General features: G+C 27.0%; 12 protein-coding genes. 2 read left to right on the top strand and 10 right to left on the bottom strand.

Going from position 1 to position 19,136, the window contains the following annotated elements; translation table 11 throughout:
• Positions 1–11 precede the first annotated feature (11 nt).
• From ACKU4C_RS06415 to ACKU4C_RS06425, 3 genes are all read right to left on the bottom strand, one after another.
• Positions 12–614: a DUF2238 domain-containing protein gene (locus ACKU4C_RS06415; protein WP_321315443.1), complete on the bottom strand. Its 603-nt coding sequence runs from the start codon at positions 612–614 to the stop codon at positions 12–14.
• Between the two features lie 605 nt (positions 615–1,219).
• Entirely contained in the window at positions 1,220–4,807 is a 3,588-nt protein-coding gene (locus tag ACKU4C_RS06420) for a restriction endonuclease (protein ID WP_321315445.1), read from the bottom strand.
• Between the two features lie 444 nt (positions 4,808–5,251).
• A complete protein-coding gene (locus ACKU4C_RS06425) occupies positions 5,252–6,004 on the bottom strand; it encodes an acyl-ACP thioesterase domain-containing protein (protein ID WP_321315446.1) in 753 nt (250 codons plus the stop codon).
• A 149-nt stretch (positions 6,005–6,153) separates the two neighbouring features.
• Between ACKU4C_RS06425 and ACKU4C_RS06430 the strand changes: the two genes are divergently transcribed.
• Entirely contained in the window at positions 6,154–7,983 is a 1,830-nt protein-coding gene (locus tag ACKU4C_RS06430; RefSeq protein WP_321315447.1) for an ABC-F family ATP-binding cassette domain-containing protein, read from the top strand.
• A 10-nt stretch (positions 7,984–7,993) separates the two neighbouring features.
• Here the strand turns inward: ACKU4C_RS06430 and ACKU4C_RS06435 are convergent, their stop codons facing one another.
• The 4 genes from ACKU4C_RS06435 to ccsA form a co-directional block, all read right to left on the bottom strand.
• Entirely contained in the window at positions 7,994–8,965 is a 972-nt protein-coding gene (locus ACKU4C_RS06435; protein WP_321315448.1) for a diguanylate cyclase, read from the bottom strand.
• Positions 8,955–11,801 carry a transporter substrate-binding domain-containing protein gene (locus ACKU4C_RS06440; RefSeq protein WP_321315449.1) on the bottom strand — a complete coding sequence of 949 codons (2,847 nt, stop codon included), beginning with the start codon at positions 11,799–11,801 and terminating at the stop codon, positions 8,955–8,957. Before ACKU4C_RS06440 ends, ACKU4C_RS06435 begins: the two co-directional genes overlap by 11 nt.
• A gap of 67 nt (positions 11,802–11,868) precedes the next feature.
• Positions 11,869–12,603 carry a response regulator transcription factor gene (locus ACKU4C_RS06445; RefSeq protein WP_321315451.1) on the bottom strand — a complete coding sequence of 245 codons (735 nt, stop codon included), beginning with the start codon at positions 12,601–12,603 and terminating at the stop codon, positions 11,869–11,871.
• A gap of 144 nt (positions 12,604–12,747) precedes the next feature.
• Positions 12,748–15,549, bottom strand: coding sequence for a cytochrome c biogenesis protein CcsA (gene ccsA / locus ACKU4C_RS06450; RefSeq protein WP_321315453.1), 2,802 nt, complete (start codon positions 15,547–15,549; stop codon positions 12,748–12,750).
• 161 nt (positions 15,550–15,710) lie between these two features.
• Between ccsA and cmoB the strand changes: the two genes are divergently transcribed.
• Positions 15,711–16,625 (top strand): tRNA 5-methoxyuridine(34)/uridine 5-oxyacetic acid(34) synthase CmoB, encoded by a 915-nt coding sequence (gene cmoB / locus ACKU4C_RS06455; protein ID WP_321315456.1) that lies wholly within the window; start codon positions 15,711–15,713, stop codon positions 16,623–16,625.
• 2 nt (positions 16,626–16,627) lie between these two features.
• On the opposite strand, the gene ACKU4C_RS06460 is transcribed toward cmoB, so the two are convergent.
• Genes ACKU4C_RS06460 through ACKU4C_RS06470 form a run of 3 tightly spaced genes read right to left on the bottom strand, consistent with a single transcriptional unit; the run spans position 16,628 to position 19,109 of the window.
• Positions 16,628–17,602 carry a GGDEF domain-containing protein gene (locus ACKU4C_RS06460; RefSeq protein WP_321315457.1) on the bottom strand — a complete coding sequence of 325 codons (975 nt, stop codon included), beginning with the start codon at positions 17,600–17,602 and terminating at the stop codon, positions 16,628–16,630.
• A gap of 8 nt (positions 17,603–17,610) precedes the next feature.
• Entirely contained in the window at positions 17,611–18,507 is an 897-nt protein-coding gene (locus tag ACKU4C_RS06465) for a GGDEF domain-containing protein (RefSeq protein WP_321315458.1), read from the bottom strand.
• A gap of 8 nt (positions 18,508–18,515) precedes the next feature.
• Positions 18,516–19,109 (bottom strand): MBL fold metallo-hydrolase, encoded by a 594-nt coding sequence (locus ACKU4C_RS06470; RefSeq protein WP_321315459.1) that lies wholly within the window; start codon positions 19,107–19,109, stop codon positions 18,516–18,518.
• Positions 19,110–19,136: the final 27 nt, after the last annotated feature.

Consider the following 19,136-nt stretch of genomic DNA (forward strand, 5'->3'; position numbering starts at 1 on the left):
AGGTGGGTATTTTATTTAAATTTTTTTAAGCCCCATAGTCTTTTGTAACTTCTATAAAATATAATATTTATAAGTGCACCAATACAAGCTAAAAGTGTATCTTTATGTGCATCCCACATATCTCCTTGTGTGCCTAAGAAAGCCATTCCTAATTTAGGATAGAAATTAATAGCAACAAACCATTCTACTAATTCATAAATTGTAGAAATACAAACGATTAAAGAAAAAGTAAAAAATAGGGCACTTTTTAAACTACTTGAATAAACAAGGACTATTTCAAATAAACTTCTAAAAACAAGTAGTCCAAAAAGAAAATGTACTATTCTATCAAAATGATTTCTTTCAAAGCCAAATAGTTGTGTTATAAAATCAAAGTATTCCATCTCAGCATAGGTAAAATGAGCACCCAAAGAGTGTAAGCTTGCAAATACTAAAAGAAAAATAATACTTAAAAGGGTGTATTTGTATCTTATATCAGACCAAAGTACAAATGGAAAAAATAAAAATACTAATATATTCTCTAGAAACCAGTCTTCTGGATATTTAGGGTTTATTGCTAGAATAATCCAAATCAATATATAAATACTATAGATGTTTTTATGAGATTTTTCCATTATATTTCCTTTATGTTTCAGTGTAGAGTCATCAAGCCCTAGTTTTTTCCAATTGCTTGATTAATTTTGAATTATCATCTTTAAATAATTTTCGATAGTATCTAGTATGAAAAGCAATTCTGCTAACTCTTCTTTGACTTTCTCTTATGTAGTTTTTGTCATCATATGCTAAATGTTTTGTATTTTTGGTAAAGGTAATATCTCTTTAAAAGAATTTGATACATTATTTGAAGATTCTATTATCATATGAATTCTCTTTAGACTATTAAAAAGAATTGTATTATTTGTTTTATTAATAATGGTTTAAGTTATATATAATTTAATGTTACTATTAAGTGTATTTCTTAAAATAGATTGTGATGCAGAAGATATTGGATTTGCAATTTATGCTAATTTAATATTTATGAGTTTGTAAGTATGTATGTGGAGATATTTTACGGAAGTATTTAATGTCAAGGCTGTTAAGAATAAATATTTTTTAGGCTATTTTTAAAAAAATTAAAAACATCTTTATTTTTTGAAGGTGGGTAACGGTTGACTTCAGTGATGCTGTGCGTTCACTGCTAGATTTTGTTATGTTTTTTATTTAAAATTATGTATCACCGTTAATTTGAAACTGATTCACTCAATCCATTGTGTTCCAGCCAAATTTTATAAATTCTACCTACTAACGGGTTAATTAGTTTATCTCGTTGTTGTTCAAATTTTATTAGTTGTTCTCGAGTTAATATTTGAGCATAAAAATCTGTATATTTTTCAAACATTTGTGCAGATATTTGATCCCAATTGTAGTTAAGAAAACTAGACAAAAATATATTTGATAACTCATCATTCCAATTTTGTTCACATACTATTTGAATCGTTGGATAAAACATATGGTGCGATATAAAAAAAGGTAAATATTGTTTAATAAGTCCTATTGGATCAACAGTGAAATTATTTTTTAGTAAATAGTCTGATACATAAATCTTTACTTCTTCATCTTTTATCTTGTTTGCAAAGTCTTCAATTTTAGAGAGATCAATTTTACTGAGAACTTTTGTTTTTATCTCATCACTTTCAAGGGTATGCTTTGTATCTATTAAAAGGAGTTTTAGGGCTGTTGAATCATCAAAAGTTATGTTTTCATCTAAGTTAAAAAAATCAAACACTCTTGTAGTTAGGTAATTAGAATAGCTATATTGATCATGAGTTATTGTTTCAGGAGATAGATTTATTAATAGTTTTTCTACAGTTTCAGATACTATTTGAATAGCTGTTTCATTCTTATCGAGTTTTAAATAGTACTTGGCATAATTCAATTTAATTCCATAACTTTCTTCTTCAACATGAGAAAAATAATTATCAATTTTATTCGCAAGATCATCGCTAATATTTAATTTTTCTCGGGATGTCAAGTAAAACATTGCTTGGTTTTTTTCTTCTGAATAATTTCGAGAAAAAGTCAAATCAACAACAGGAAGGAAAAAATTAGTTTTACTTTCAGAAGCTATCTCCCATATAAACCAGTAAATATAAAAATCATGTGGAAATTTTAAACTTTTATATGTTTTTATTAATATGTTAATTTGTGATGAAGTTAATTCAAATTTTTTAATAAATTCCATCAGTTCCATCAACCCATGTTGTATCTCAATTAGTTCTGCTTCTGATTTATTACATTGCTCAATAAAGAAATTAAATTCTTCACTAATATCAGTCTTAATTCCTAAAAACAAAAGTACTTTTTTTGCATTATGTGCATTATCGTGTCTATCATGAATAAGTGCATTTAATTTGGTTATTAATAAATCTTGGTTAATTGCATATAAGGCCATACATGCTTGATTGAATTCTTTTCTTATTTTTGTATTTTCAATAACTAAAACTAAAATTTCTATATCATAACTATCTCCAAACAATTCTATGGTTTCTAAAGAAAAGCATAGAGGTATTCTTTTATTATTAATCCATTTGTCTAAACGAGATCTTGCAATATCTGTAATAATTGATGGAGGAGATTTAAACCAAATCTCATATGTTCCTCCTGAAACTCTAACTGGAGCTTGTGCCATACGCTCTTCTTTGGCAAGAATTGTATGCAAAGTTTTCTTATCACCATTTACAGCAAGTGAACGTAACTTTTGTCCTAAATGATGTGCATCAATGTCGTTCGTTGTTGAACGAAGTCTTTCTAAACAATTTTCAGTTCCGAGTATTCCTAATGCATAAATAGCTTCACCTCTTTTAAGAACTTTTTCACTCTGTTCATTTTCTAAAATAATCTTTTCGACTTTTTCTATAAGTTCTTGGCCAAACTTCTTACTTACTTTTGCAGCTAATATGAGATTGAATGGTAATAATGCAGCGAGAAATTCTTCTCTTTCTTCTTCATCTATAAAGTTACTTGTGTATAGCCATATATCATAAAAAGAGTTGACTAAAGATGTATCTAAATGGCTCCTCCAGTTTTTTGCAAAGACTTTTGCAACAAGATAATCAGAGATAATTGGATGTGGAGTAGAAAAATAGCTATCATCTTCTAGAAGCAATATCTCATAATGAGAAATCATAGATACAAATTCATTCAAGTTTAAACATTTAGCTATATATGAATTAGATGATGATAGTTCGTCATAAGACTCTATGATAATTTCATGAAAACTGTCCTTTGGAATTGAAAATAAATTTTTCTCAATCTTAGATTTATATAGAATTAGTGAAAAAGCTTGCTCTATATATTTGGAAGGTACCTGATTCACTTTATTACTAGTATCTCTGACTTTTGATGCATCATTTTTAATTTTTGATTGAATCCAATTTTCTAAAATGTCTTCAATTTTATTAGGTATGTTTTTATTTTTTTTATAAAACTCTATGGTTATAGAAAGGAAAAAAGGCAAAGATAGGAAATTAAAGCCTATGGAACTTAGCCTTTGTCTATATTCATCATAAAATTTTTGCAACTCTTCACCTTGAAAAGTTTTTTCAGCTATCTGAAATGCACTACGATATGATAAGGGTTGAATTGAGATTGAATAATCTAATGAAGGTAATACAGTTTCAATATTTAGCCCCGTACTTCTTGTGGTAAGAATAAAACTATTACCATCAATGACTGTACTAATCTCATCAATAAATGCCTTCGTATCATGCTGAAGCATTTCATCAAGCCCATCAAATAAAAATATAAATTTAAAGGGAAGACTTCTCCATGATCCATAGTTTATATTTAACTCTTGATCTATTTTTTGCTTCAAAGTATTTCGAGAGTAGTTTCTCAAATTTATTCTAATTGGTAAAAATTGAATATCATTAAGAGAATTTATTAATTCATTTTCAATTATTGAGAGTGTACTAGACTTTCCACTACCACCTAATGATGAAATGAGAATGCTCTTCTCTTCTTTTAAAGATGAAATAACATCATTTGTTGACCATACTTGACCCTCGATACTATTTCTGTTTCCTACCACAGTTAAATTGTTTGGCAAAGGTGCTTGTTGAAACTGTAAAGGTATTAAATTTTGATTTTTACTTTGTGTTTTTTTTAGATAATCAGAAAGATTGAAATCTGGACGTGGATGTTCTTTAAATACAACCGCTAAGGAGAAGTGGTTTTCTAAAATATCGTGCAATCTACTCCATATTACTACTAATTCATTTTGAAAGTCTACACCAGACCAAACAATCAAATCATTCAAAGAATCAAGATAACTACATATTGCATCATATGGATCTATATTTTGACTTTTTGCTTTTTCAATCAAAGTCAACTGCAATTTTTTTTCATCTATTAGTTTTTTTGAAGCTGCTTTTAAGTCAGTATATCCAGCTTGTCTAAGTTCTTTTCTGAGCTGTGTACCTACGTTTCCAGATGTAATTATATAGTGGTATTTTGGTATCGCATTATCCAGTACACCATTTAAAGCGACCTTTACTATTTCTTCAACAACTGTTCCCGTATATAAAGTGCTATTGTATCGTTTACATTGTATACAAACTAATTCATTATCCGTTGTCTTTTTTGCTGTGCAGTCAAAACCTTCATCCCTTGATGGCTGACGACCTGATTGCATTTGGAAATTTTTTTCTTCTCCAAGTACAACTAAGGACCGATACACAAAATCTTCAAAAGAGTCAGAGGAAAGTTCACCTAAAGGTAAATTGCCATTTTGATATAAATTAGGTTTGGAAGTATTAGCAATGTTCAAAATCAACTTTTCCTTTTTTGTCATTGATTAATAACTTATATTTACATAACTAATTATTAATAATACATTATATATAAATAATATATAAAAACATCTAATATCTTAACATTAAAAATGTAAAGATATTGACTTAATTAAGGCTTAAATAGTCTAAAGTCAACGATATACAAAATAATATAAGAAAAAATATAATATTTTTAGAGGGTTTTCATGATTTTTTTATGTTAGATTATCAAAGTATATTCTTAATATCTTATCATTTTGTATGACTATTGGACAAATTCTTTGATAGTTTAACAAAATGATAAATATATTATGTTTTTAAATGAACTTTCATTCTATATTTTACTTTTTGGTACTTTCTTTTATGAAAAAGAAAGTACCAAAGAACTCATCTCTGTGAGTATAAGAGAGCAAAGAGGAGTATCTAACTCCTAAAAAAATCTATTTTTCTATCTTCTTCCAAACTGATTTACCAGTTGCACAAACTACATCACTCCCTTTTATCTTTATAGTATGTATAAAAGAGTTCTCTTCAACATCCTTTTTTGTTAAAGATAAAATCGAATCACCATAATGAGCCTCTGAAATAAAACGTCCATCAATAAAGTATAAATAGTAATTGTCTAATATTTCATCAGGAATTGATTCCATAAGCCATTGTAGATATCTAAGATTATTAACATGTTTATTGGTATCTGTATCATACATATTAACTTTAAACTCTTTTTTGTATTCAAAAGAATTGAGAGGTTCAATTTTATTACTTATATCATGTTCAAGAGATATTGTATTACAAGATGACCATTTTTCTATAAAATCAGGGTGTATTTTTTTAGGTCTTCTTTTTTTTATATCGTAAAATACCCATAAACCTCTGGCTCTACCTATTATATTGTAGTTTTCATCATAAATAATATTTTCTCTAAAACCTCTTATAGAATGATATTTTGATATCCATGTTCTTATAATTATTTTTTCTTTATAAAGTGGATAACGTTCCATTTCCATTGCTCCAGCAAGGAGTACCCAGCCAAGATTTTCAGACATTAAAGATAAAAGGTCATGCCCAGCATAATGACAATGTTCAGCGGCAGTCTCTTGAAGTAGAGTTAATATAGAAATAGCCGAAGCTTCACCTAATCTATTCATTTCAAAAAATCTTAATTCAAACTCTTTATCAAAATAGTTTTCCATAATATGTCCTTCTAATAAATGAATATATACCATTTAAACATAATTGTCAAATATAAAATAAAAAAGAATGCTAAACTATTTTATAACCCACATTATCATATAATCCCATATTCAAAAAAACAATTTAATTTTTATAAACAAAGAGCATTATGATACAACTAAAAAACCTTTCAAAACATTTTGGTGAAAAAACACTTTTTACAGACTTGAATCTTATCTTAGGACAAGGGCAAAGAGTAGGGTTAGTAGGTCGAAACGGAACTGGAAAATCTACACTTTTTAAACTAATACTTTGTGAAGAGCATGCAGATGATGGTGAGATTTCTATACCTAAGGGGTATAAAATAGGTGCACTTAAACAGCATTTGGAATTTACAGAGAAAACATTGGTAGATGAAACTGCACTTGCACTTAATGAAGATGATAAATATTCTATTTACAAAGTAGAGAAGATACTTTTTGGACTTGGATTTACACAAGAAGATTTAGATAAAGATCCTTTATCTTTTTCAGGTGGGTATCAAATTCGTATAAATCTAGCTAAACTTTTGATAACTGAGCCAAATCTATTATTACTAGATGAGCCTACAAACTACTTGGATATTTTATCTTTGAGATGGTTAAAGAACTTTTTAAAAAATTTTGATGGAGAAGTTATCCTTATCACTCATGATAGAGATTTTATGGATGCAGTTTCAACTCATACGATGGGTATTGTTAGAAAATCTTTATCTATACTTGAAGGTGATACTTATAAGTTTTATTCTCAACTTGAAGCAAATGATGAACACTATGAAAAACAAAAAGAGGCACAAGATAAAAAAAGAAAAGAGTTAGAGGAGTTTATTGCTAAAAACAAAGCAAGGGCCTCAACAGCTGCACAAGCACAATCAAAAGTAAAACTGTTAGAAAAAATGGATGAGATGGATGGTATAGTTGAAGAAGCTACATTAAAATTTGATTTCAATTATAAAGATACACCAGCGAAAGTTTTACTTGATGTTAAAGATTTAACTTTTGGATATAGTGAAGATAATATTCTTTTTAAAAATATCTCCTTTACACTTAAAAAAGGTGAGACTTTAGGGATTATTGGTAAAAATGGTAAGGGAAAATCTACTTTATTAAACAACATTGCAAGAGAATTAACACCTATAAGTGGGACTATTGATTACCATGTAAGTACTTCGTATGGTCATTTTGGACAAACTAATATTTCCCATCTTAATCCAAACAATACTATTATGGATGAGATATATGTTGCTGAACCAAAACTTCCTGAATCTACTGTAAGAGGTATTTGTGGTGCTATGATGTTTAGTGGTGATGATGTAAAGAAAAAAATCTCACTTTTGTCAGGTGGTGAGAAAAGTAGGGTGATGTTAGGACAGATTATTGCAAAAGATGTAAATCTATTGTTCCTAGATGAGCCTACAAACCATTTAGATATGCAATCGATTGATTCCTTGACTGAAGCTATTAAGAACTTCTCAGGCTCAACTATAGTCGTTACACACAGTGAAAAACTATTAAGAGAAGTTTGTGATAGACTTATTGTATTCTCAAAAGAGGGTGCAGATTATTTTGATGGAACTTATGATGAGTTTTTAGAAAAAATTGGTTGGGATGAAGAAGAGGTAGAAGAGAAGGTTAAAAAAGAGCCTAAAGTAAACAAAAAAGAGAACAAAAAATTAAGAGCCTCAATTATTCAAGAAAGAAATAAACTAACAAATCCTTTAAGAAAAGCAGTTGAGAAATACGAAGCAGAGATTATTGAGCTTGAAGATTATATAGAAAAAGAGCAAGCCCAACTTATACAAGCTTCAAATGCTGGAGACAATAGTAAAGTAATTGAACTTTCAAAAAATGTAATAACTAGTGAGAAAAAAGTCGAAGAGTTATTTGAAAAGTTAGAAGAAAACCAACTTGAACTAGATGAAATAATGGAAGAGTATGATAAAAAATTAGAAGAGATATAATTCTTCTAATTTAATAATAAACTCTATTTTTACCCTCTTCTTTGGCTTGATAAAGGTTATAATCTGCTTTTTGTATTAAGCTTGTAATATTTTCACCTTTTTTATAAGAAGCAACGCCAAAGCTTGCTGTAACAGTTTCTACCTTATCAAAATGGTGATTTGCAATTATATCTTTTATTTTATTTGCTAAAATACAACTAGTTTTTATATCTTGATTTTCACATATTATTATGAATTCTTCTCCACCCCATCTTCCAACAATATTTTTATTTTCTATATTTGACTTTAGTAAATTAGCTATAGTTATAAGTACTTTATCCCCAATTATATGTCCATAGGTGTCATTTATACTTTTAAAATTATCTATATCTAAAAATATTATTGATAAATGTTGTAAACTGTAACTATCTATATTTTGAAAGCATTCAAATAGTTTATTATCTATATATCTTCTATTGTAGATTGATGTTAGGTTATCAGTTATTGCTAATTTATTCAAAATTATATTGTCATTTTTTATCTCTTTATATTTATTTTCTAATTCTAAATATGTTTTTTCCCTTTTTATTTTACTTATAACTGAAGATAGAGTATTTACTAGTATTTCGTATTCTATTGGTTTTTGTATAAATTTATAAATACCAATATTTAATAGTTCTAATAGTTTATCTGATTCTGTATGTGCTGAAATAACTAATATAAGTTGATTTGGATTTTTTTCTATTAAACGCTTTGATAGTTCGATTCCATTGAGTTTTGGCATACTTATATCTGTGATAACTAAATCATAAAATTTATCATTTTCTTCATTAAATTTATTATACTTTTCTAAAGCAATTTGCCCATCAGTTGCATCATCTATATTGGGAAAAAAGTTGTTAAAGAGTTTAAATAGTTGAACTTTTACATCATAATTATCCTCAACAAATAATACATTAAGGTTTTGACTAAAAATCAGCAGGTCTTTTATATTATTCAGCATTATTTTTCTCTTTTCTATTTAATAATGGTAATTCGATTGAGAAAGCAGCACCTTTGTCTCTATTTGTAACTTTTAAATTTCCTTTACAATGTTCATTAATAATTATTTTACTCATATACAATCCTAGCCCTGTACCATCTTTTTTATTTTTTGTTGAAAAGTAGGGATCAAATATTCTTTCAATAATAGCTTTATCAATTCCTCCACCATTATCTACAATATCAATCACTACAGTTTTTTCATTTTTTTTATAAGTATTTATAAAAATTTTTCTATCAAAGTCTTTCTTTTCAATTAAGGCATCTTCAGCATTTTTTAATAGATTTAGTATTACTTGTTGTAGTTCACTAGGGTAGGTAAAAAGGTTATAGTCATCGTTTAAATTTTTTATTAATGATATTGACCTTGCATCTAAAGAGGTTTTAATGATAGATAAGGATTTTTCAATTATATCATTTAGTTGAAATACAACTTTTTCTTTATCTGACTTAAAAAAGTTTCTAAAATCATCAATTGTAGATGATAAGTATTGAGAGTAATCAGTTATAAGTTTTAGCTCTGTATCAAAATATTTTTTATCTATAGTATCTTCAAGAATCATTTTTAATACAAGGTTATTAGTTGTAGCAGATATAGCAGAAAGTGGTTGTCTCCATTGGTGTGCAATCATTGAAATCATTTCACCCATTTGAGCTAGTCTACTTTGTTGGATTAACTGTTGAGTATTTATCTCATTTTTTTCTATCTCTTCTTTTACTCTTCTTTCTAGATTTGTATTTAAATCTTCAAGTTTTTGTTCTAGATATTTTCTATTAGTAATATCTCTAATAACAGCATGTATAACTTTTCTTTCTTCAATCTCTATAACTGTAAAAACTATTTCTGTCCATATATTTTCATTTGAACCGTTTGTAAATACCCATTCAAAATTCACAACACCATCTTTAAGTGATTTATTAATATATTCTTCAGCTCTTTGTTTTGAATCTACACCGCATGGTTGTTTGGGAGGTGATAATTCATCTATAGTTTTATTTAAAATTTCATTCTCTTTGTATTTTAATATTTTTATTGTTGATTCATTACAACTTGATAATATTCCATTATTAATTAGTATAACCCCATCAGCAGATTTATTATAAATATTTTCAAAAAGTAGTTTTTGTTTTGCTAACTCTATTGTTTTATTTTCAATCTCTTCATTTGCTTGTGTTAATTCTTTATTTAATTTATCCAAAATATAGTGTCTATATGCAAATATTGAAATTAATAAAAATAAAATTGTAACTGCTTCCCAAAAATATTTAAAATCAAAAATTGTTTCAAATGAAATAGTAGTCCATCTATCAGATATCTCTTTGTATTGATTCTCTGTAATTAAATTTAATGATTTATTTAAGATATTTAATAATCTTGTATTATCTTTATTTACTGCCATATTTACACTATAAGACATATTTGTATATCTTGATATATAAAGGTTTTTCATGGCATATTTGGAAATATAGTATGAAGCAATAGGCAAAGGTTCTAATGCAAAATAAGCTTGACCTGAACTAACTGCTTCTAATGCTTTTCTATGAGAACTGGCGTATATTACTTTTATATCTGGATTAAGTGATTTAATAAATGGTATTAGTTCTGAATTCTGTTTTAAAGCAATTGTTTTATCTAGAATATTATTCAAACTTGAAACTACGGGTTTGTTATTTTGAGTTATAATTGCAAGTTTATAGTTAAGAAAAGGTTTTGTTGTATTTGCAAAGTCTATAAGGTCACTACTATTTGTTACTGTAGATATAAAATCACATCGACCACTTTTTAAATACTGTTTTGCATCATACCATGATAAAGTATTAACATAATCTAATCTCATATTAGTTAATTCTGTGATTATTTTAAGAACATCTATAACTATACCTTTATAGTTACTATTTTCTTTAAATTCTATAGGTTTTATATCATCTCTTGCACATACTCTAAATACTTTTCTATTTGCTATATAACTAAGTTCATCTTCATTAAAAAAATCTTTTGATGTATAAGTTATATCTTTTGTACCAAACCATTTCCTTTTTAATTCTAGTAGTTCTGCATCAGATACACTTTTTTGTGCCTTTTCTAGTATATCTTTTAATATTTTATTTTTTTTATTTACTCCAATACGAATTAAACTAACCATCCTATTATCATCAACATAATTGGTTGGAATTATTCCTGAAATATTATTTTGTGCAATAATATAATCAATAACATTTTTCTTTCCAATGGTAGCATCTGCTTTACCAAGAGATAACTCTTTTAATGCTTCTAAAGAATCTTTTACTAATATTTGTTTTATATCAGGATAATATTTTTCAATAGCTTTTTGTGCAAAAAAACCTTTTGGCATAATAATAGTTTTGTTTTTTAGTTTTTCAAGAGAATCTATATTTTCATTTCCCTCTTTTACATATATAGCATTTACTGCTGTATGGAAAATAGATGTAAATTCTATAGTTTTAGCTCTTTCACTGTTTTTTGAAATATTTACCATTGCATCGATATCACCATCTTGAAGCATCTTCATAAATTCATCCCAAGATGGTCCTGTTATATATTCAACTTTTACACCTAGTTTTTTAGCTAAAAGATTCATATAATCTATAGAGAAACCTTTTGCTACTCCATTTTCATTATAATTAAATGGGGGCCAGTTTAGTTCATTGTGTAGTTTTAAAGGTGTTCTTTTTTCTAAAAAATCTTTTTCTTTTTGTGTTAGTTTTATAGTTGTTTGAGAAAATAAATTAGTAGTTAATATTATGATTAATAAAAAAGATAAATTGATTAGTTTCATAATACTCTCATTCTTGTTTTTTAGAATTTTTATCTAAAGAGTGTCAAAAGTTCATCTCATAAGATTTTTATTCATTTTTAAAGTTTAGTTTGTACCCATGTCCATAAATTGATTCAAATAGTTCATATCCTAATTTTGTTTTCAATCTAGACATTAAATTTCGAACTCTTTTACTATTTGAAGTTAAATCATCAAATACATATTCTTCTATTTCATTATAACTTTTAAGTGAACCTTTTGAATTAGAAAACAATTTAAAAAGTTTTATCTCAGATTTTGTTAATTTAATTATCTTTTCATTTTTAAAAAGTGCATTCTCTTCATTGTTCCAAACAAAATTATTTTCTAAAGGTAATATATGTTCATTTAAGCTAGATAATTCCTCTTTTTCAATCAAATTCATCAATGAATTTGAAATCTGTTCAGCATTATAAGGTTTTAATACATAACCTACAATCCCCGCATCAATTGTTTTTAAAAAATAATCAGTTCTACTATGAGCTGAAAATATAAGTATTGGAATTTTTTTATCTATTTCTCTAATTTTATTAATCATTGAAATACCATCAATTTCCGGCATCTCAATATCTGTGATAATTAAATCAAGTGATGATGATTCATATTTATTTTTTTCTTTAAAGATTGATAAACCTTCATTACCATTTGTACCTACAGTAATATTGTCAAAAAAAAGATTTAACATTTTTAGAGTTTGTTCTCTAACATCAATATTGTCTTCCAGATATAATATATTTAATTTTTTTGTAATATTGATAATCTTTTTTAGTTTTTCTTGATTCATTTTAACCTTCGAGTTATTTTAAACTTAACTAATTGTCTTAGTAAACTAACTTCATATAATATTAAAAAAAACTTTTAAAGTAAGTTAACTTAGGCGAATAATCGCCTAAATTATTATTTTGTGAAAGAAGGTAACAAGAAATTGTTATTTTATAGTAAGATCTTTATTTTTATATGCTAATGCAATTGTAACAAATACGGTTGCAGTAACATAATAAACCCACATTGGAATTGGAACAGGGTCACCAGTAGCATATGAATGCATTCCTGATAAGTAGAAGTTAACTCCAAAATATGTCATTAAAATTGTTGCGAAAGCTAATAATGATGCAACAGAGAACACAAATTGATTATTAAATATTTTTACAAATCTTAAGTGTAAAACTAAAACATATACTACAATTGAAACATATGCCCAAGTCTCTTTAGGATCCCAACCCCAATATCTACCCCAAGATTCGTTTGCCCAAACTCCTCCAAGGAAGTTACCAATTGTAATTGCACTTAAACCAATAATTAAAGCAATCTCATTGATAGCTGTAATATATTTGATATTTTCATCTAGGTGAGGTCTTCCTTTTCTAAAAATAAACATAATAAGTGACATAAATCCTAATATTGCCCCAAGTCCAAAGAAACCATATGAAGCAGTTAATACTGAAACGTGAATCGTTAACCAATATGATTTAAGAACAGGTACTAAGTTTGTGATTTGTGGGTCAATACTTGTTAGATGCGCCGTAAACATAAATATACCTGCTACAATAACCCCAGCACTAAGTGCCAATAGAGATTTTCTAAAGAAGATTACAGCTGCAAATACGGCTGACCATGAGATATATAATAATGATTCATAAGTATCAGACCATGGTGCATGACCCGAAATAATCCATCTAAATCCCATACCAAATGTATGTAACGCAAAAAGGATAGCTAATAGAATAAAAAATACAAATGTAGTTTTTTTAGGTTTGATTTTCGGATTAAATACAACTATAAATGCAACGATTAGCATAATTAAACCTAAAAGCATATATGCAACAGTTAATTTAGGGAAAATAGACAATTTATTGAACATTATTTCATTGTCAATTTGAGATTGAGGAGGCATAATATCTGCACCAACTTTAGTTTGGTATTGAATAATCATATCAATAAACTTATTTGATAATTCCCAGTTTTCACTAATTACTGAATTTATAAATCCTCTAATTAACGATTCAATCGCTACTTGATTATCTCCTGTAAAAGTATTCATAGCTTCTAAAGGATTATACCATCTGTTATTATCATTTGCATTTTGTTGAGGAAACATTCTAAATAGATTTCCATTGTAAACTAAATATGAGATATTTAATTTTTCATCTAGTTTTATAATCTCTCTTTCAAAAGTTCCTCTTTCATTTGGTTTAGCCATTGAAGCATTTTGTGCCTCTTTTGTAAGGATATATTTACCATCTTTATCAAAAACTTCTCCAAAGGCTAAATATTTTCTTGATTGTTCAATCCCTAGAACTTTTTTTAGTTTTGGAGTTTTTATTTTCAACATTTTAACATTACGCCAAACTTCAGGACGTGTTAGCATTCCTAGTACAATTTGGTCAGAATTCATCCCAAACATTGAACTTTTTCCAGTTAATTTACTCACAATTTCATGATTTAAAGAATTTAATGGTTTCATTCTTCCACCATTACTTTGTACAACTATTTTAGAAAATTTTTCTGCAGTTTCTTTTGATGCTTTTTGGAAATTTTCTAAATAAGCAGTCATATCATTTTTAGTTTTCTCAAAATCAATACCATGGTTATTTTGTTCTTCAGCTTGTAAAGAGTTAGGTGAAAGTCCTAATATTATCGCTGTAATAAAAGCTGCCGCTGCATTTCTTGTACTTACATATTTTGTCATTTTCCAAAATCTAGATTTTTTATCAAAAAGATTCCAAATTAAACCTAATGTTAGTAAGAAGTATCCTAAATATGTTGGCCACTTTCCTGGGTCATTATTTACTGACAAGATAGTTCCTTTTTCATCTTGGTCATATGAACTTTGGAAAAATAAGAAATTTCCTTCATGCAAAGTTCTATTCATAAAAATTCTATAATCATATTGTTTATTGTCGTTTTTATTTACTGTAACTTCTGAAGCATAAGAAGATGGAGCCATACTTCCTGGATATCTATCTAATTGGAAATCTCTAAGTGTAATAGAAAAAGGTAATTCAAGTGTTTTTGAACCATACTCTAAAGTTACAATAGTGTCTCCAAAATCTTCAATTTTAGGAATTCCTGGTTGACCTCTTTTTCCAGGTAATCTCACAGTTTTTGTTTGACCGTTAAGTGTCAGATCAACAGTTAGAATACCCATTTCGGCTTTACCCTTTTTACTTACTAGATAATTTACATATTTAACATTTAATGTTTTATCATTAAACTTTATATCATGTTCAAATCTATTTTGGTATTCACTTAAAAGTTCAACAATACCTATAGAAGCTTCATCTCCCATCCCTTTTCTAAGTATAGCTGCAGCAAATTCTTTTTGGTATTCTTTATAAAAGCTTGCATTTTCTTGTTTAATTTTAATTTGCAAATATGGTTCTAAAGACATCATTTTATTTTCTGTAAAACCTTCTCTAATATGCATAATACCTTCATACCCTATATATCTAGTTGCACCTGCACCTAAAAGTATTACAACAAACGATAAGTGAAATATAAATCTAGCTGGATTTTTCCACATTTTAAATTTGATAATAATACCTATTAGGTTTATTGTTGTAAGAACTAATGCTGCTTCATACCATATATTGTTATATACAAGTACTCTTGCTGTTGATGTTCCAAAATCATTCTCAATAAAAGTTGCTACACCTGCACCAATAGCTAAAATAGCTAATAAAAACAAGGTAGTTTTAAAAGAGAATAACAATTGTGAAATTTTCTTCAATATAAATCCTTTTTTAATATAATAATAAATTATACATTTACAATATGAACTTAACGTGGAGAGTTAATCATATTTGAAAAATTTTGTAATTATAACTAAAAAGTGTTTCTTAAAACCTTGATTGTAATCATCTATTTAATAAATTAAGAATATAATTAGATATGAATTTAGAAGAATTAAAAAAGAAAAAAGATGATTGTCGATATTGGAAAAATGTTAACCCTTGGTATGAACAGTTACAAAAAGTTTTTGACTTAGATAAAGGTAATTTAAAAGTTGATTATGGAGATTGGTTTAGTATTGGAAGAAAAGAGAATTTAACACAACAAGAGTTTGCTCTTATAGAAGAAACTGCAAAAAAATTAATCCCATGGAGAAAAGGTCCTTTTAATATCTTTGGACTTGAAATTGATAGTGAATGGCAAAGTAATATAAAATATAATCTTATAAGACCATTTTTTAATTTAAAAGATAAAGTGGTGGCTGATATAGGGTGCAACAATGGTTATTATATGTTTAGAATGCTTGAAGATAAACCAAAAAGATTGATTGGTTTTGATCCTTCACCTTTAACTTTACATCAATTTGAGTTTATAAACCATTTTGTAAAATCTGAAATTATATACGAAATGCTTGGTGTTGAACATTTAGAGTTTTATAATCATAAATTTGATTTCATATTTATGTTAGGTGTTTTATATCATAGACCAGATCCCGTTGGTACTCTTAAATCTTTAGCTCGAGGTTTAAATAGTAAAGGTGAAATATTAATTGATACTTTTATGATTGATGGTGAAGATGAAATATGTTTAACCCCAAATAAAAGATACTCAAAGATACCAAATATATATTTTATACCAACAATTTCTGCACTAAAAAATTGGTTAAGTAGAGCAGGGTTTGAAAATATTGAAGTTCTTGCTGTTACAACTACTACAAGTGAAGAACAAAGAAAAACAAAGTGGTCTTTTGATCAAAGTTTAGAGGATTTTTTAGATCCGAATGATAGTACAAAAACTGTTGAAGGTTATCCTGCACCAAAAAGAGTTTATATGAAGGCTAGAAAGATACAATAAAACTAAAAAAGTTCAATTGTATCTTCAACTTTTAGCTCTTTGTAGTTAAATAGTTGACTTCTTCCTCTATTTTTAGCTTCATAAAGAGCAATATCTGCATTTTTTATTGTTTTATCAATTGAATCATCAGGGTTGTGTGTTTCAAAAATATCAATACCAACACAAACTGTTTTTTTAAGTACTTGTCCATCACTAGTTACAGGCACTTCAACTTTTGCAAAACCTTCAATAATATTTTGTGAAATTTTTAATATCTCATTTTCACTATTTGAACTTAACATAGAGATTAAAAACTCATCTCCACTAAGTCTTGCAACCATATCAAATTCTGAAATATTTGTATGGATAACTTTTGCCAATTCAACTAAAACTTGATCAGCAATATCATGATCAAATTCATCAATAACAGCTTTAAAATGGTCAACTCCAATCATTAAAAAATAGATTGTCTTATAATCTTTTTTTGATAAAGCTATTTGTTTATTTAAGTTTTCAATTAAATAGTGTCTATTATAAACTTTAGTTACAGAGTCTAAAGATAATGTTTCTATGAAATTTTTCTTTATAATACCATTTTGTAGTATTGGTGATATTTGAAATAATGCTGCTTCTATAATATTGTATTGGGCATCTATCTCATCAAAATGCTCTTTTGATGTTGCAGAAAAAGAAACAATTGCATTTAAATTTGTATGAGTATTTACTATAAAAAAGAAAGATAAGGAATCATCTAAATAAAACTCTTCACCCTCTATAAATATATTTTCTCTATTATTTCTTTCTATATCAAATAGGGCAAAAGTCACATTATCTATGTCAAAATTTGTATGTAACCATAAATAGATATCTTCAGCCATCTGTCTGATATTTGATGAGTATTGAAGCTGATCGTATAAATGATAAATTTTTTCTAATGCTTTAAAAGCTTTTTCATCATTTGCAGATTTTTTAATCAGTTCTAAAATACTGTTTTTCATAATTTACCTTAAAATAATTCTATTGTTTCATTGTCTTTTTCAAACTTGAAAAATTGACTTCTCCCTCTATTTCTAGCCTCATATAAAGCTATATCTGATGATCTGAAAATCTCTTCAGCTTTTTCTGCATCATCAGGATAGATAGAAATACCTGTACAAATAGTTTTCATTAGTGTTTGATTTGTATTATCATCTACAACAACCCTTACACCTTTAAAATTTTCTATAATTTTATTTGCAATCATTATAGCATTATTCTCATTTGTAATATTGTGTAGTACAATTAAAAATTCATCTGATTCTATTCTAGCAATAATATCCGATTTTCTTACTGAATTCTCCAAACTTTTTGCTAACTCTTTTAAAACCTTATCTCCTACTTCATAATTAAATTCATCAATTACAGCTTTAAAATGATCAATTCCAACTTTTAAAAATGCAATTTTTTTATGTTCTCTTTTTGATAAAGGAAGTACTGTTTTAAGGTATTCATCAACATATTGTCTATTATATAGTCCTGTTAAATTATCTTTTAAATTTGATTCAACTAACTTAAATTCAAGGTATCTATTATATAGAGTTTGAGAAATTATTTTGAATATGATTTCTACATATTCAATTGACTCAATTATATTATTTTTTGACAAATCATCGTAATAAATTGAAATTGTTAAATTATCTTTTTCATTTAAGCTAATATCAAAACTCTGTTTTTCTAAACCAGTTTCTTCTTCAAAATTTTTATATATTAAAGTTTCTTTTAATTTTATTTCTAAAAACTCAATAGATAAATCATTTTTTAAATAAGAAGATATATATTCAAGTACATCTTCTAGTTTTTTTATAGTAATTAAATGATCATTTAAAGCAATTGCAGTTTGAAAATTATATCTATCTATATTCATAATTATTCCTATAAATAATTTTTCCAGTTTTCTAAAGAGGCTCTTTCTTGATTTAATGAAGTTGCCTGACCATGACCTGGATATATTCTAATATTTTTATTCCAACTCAAAATCTTATCAATGCTTTTTCTCATATCATTTGGACTAGAAAAAGGGAAATCTGTTCTTCCTATAGAGTTATAAAATATAAAATCTCCTGAAAATAGGTTATTATCTATTTCAATTGCAGAACAACCAGGGGTATGTCCAGGGAAAAAATGGTATTTTACTTTTGTTCCATCAAAATCTAATTCTTCATCCTCCTCAACTAAATAATCAGCTGTTGAAGGTGGCATACCTAAACCATAAGGGTCTTTTTCTAACATAAATTCATCTTGTTTTGGTGTATAGATTTTTATATTTAATAATTTACTTAACTCGTCATTTGACCAAACATGATCAAAATGACCATGGGTATTTAAAATTGCAACAGGGTTAGTAACATTTTGTTTTACCCAATTTGTAGCTCCGACGCCTGGATCTATAATAAAATCTTTCCCATCAACTGTAATAATATAACAGTTTGTTTGATAATCACCCATTGGTTGAATTTTAATACTCATATTTCCCTACTATATTTAATTTTTAAT

Origin of the sequence: Halarcobacter sp. (genome assembly GCF_963676935.1) — a bacterium.
Classification (GTDB): Bacteria; Campylobacterota; Campylobacteria; order Campylobacterales; family Arcobacteraceae; genus Halarcobacter.

Bases quoted from the DNA above. Each gene is read 5' to 3' on its own strand.
- ACKU4C_RS06440 (WP_321315449.1), bottom strand. From the start codon at position 11,801: ATGAAACTAATCAATTTATCTTTTTTATTAATCATAATATTAACTACT.
- ACKU4C_RS06470 (WP_321315459.1), bottom strand. From the start codon at position 19,109: ATGAGTATTAAAATTCAACCAATGGGTGATTATCAAACAAACTGTTAT.
- ACKU4C_RS06465 (WP_321315458.1), bottom strand. From the start codon at position 18,507: ATGAATATAGATAGATATAATTTTCAAACTGCAATTGCTTTAAATGAT.
- ACKU4C_RS06435 (WP_321315448.1), bottom strand. From the start codon at position 8,965: ATGCTGAATAATATAAAAGACCTGCTGATTTTTAGTCAAAACCTTAAT.
- ACKU4C_RS06415 (WP_321315443.1), bottom strand. From the start codon at position 614: ATGGAAAAATCTCATAAAAACATCTATAGTATTTATATATTGATTTGG.
- ACKU4C_RS06425 (WP_321315446.1), bottom strand. From the start codon at position 6,004: ATGGAAAACTATTTTGATAAAGAGTTTGAATTAAGATTTTTTGAAATG.
- cmoB (WP_321315456.1), top strand. From the start codon at position 15,711: ATGAATTTAGAAGAATTAAAAAAGAAAAAAGATGATTGTCGATATTGG.
- ACKU4C_RS06460 (WP_321315457.1), bottom strand. From the start codon at position 17,602: ATGAAAAACAGTATTTTAGAACTGATTAAAAAATCTGCAAATGATGAA.
- ACKU4C_RS06430 (WP_321315447.1), top strand. From the start codon at position 6,154: ATGATACAACTAAAAAACCTTTCAAAACATTTTGGTGAAAAAACACTT.
- ACKU4C_RS06445 (WP_321315451.1), bottom strand. From the start codon at position 12,603: ATGAATCAAGAAAAACTAAAAAAGATTATCAATATTACAAAAAAATTA.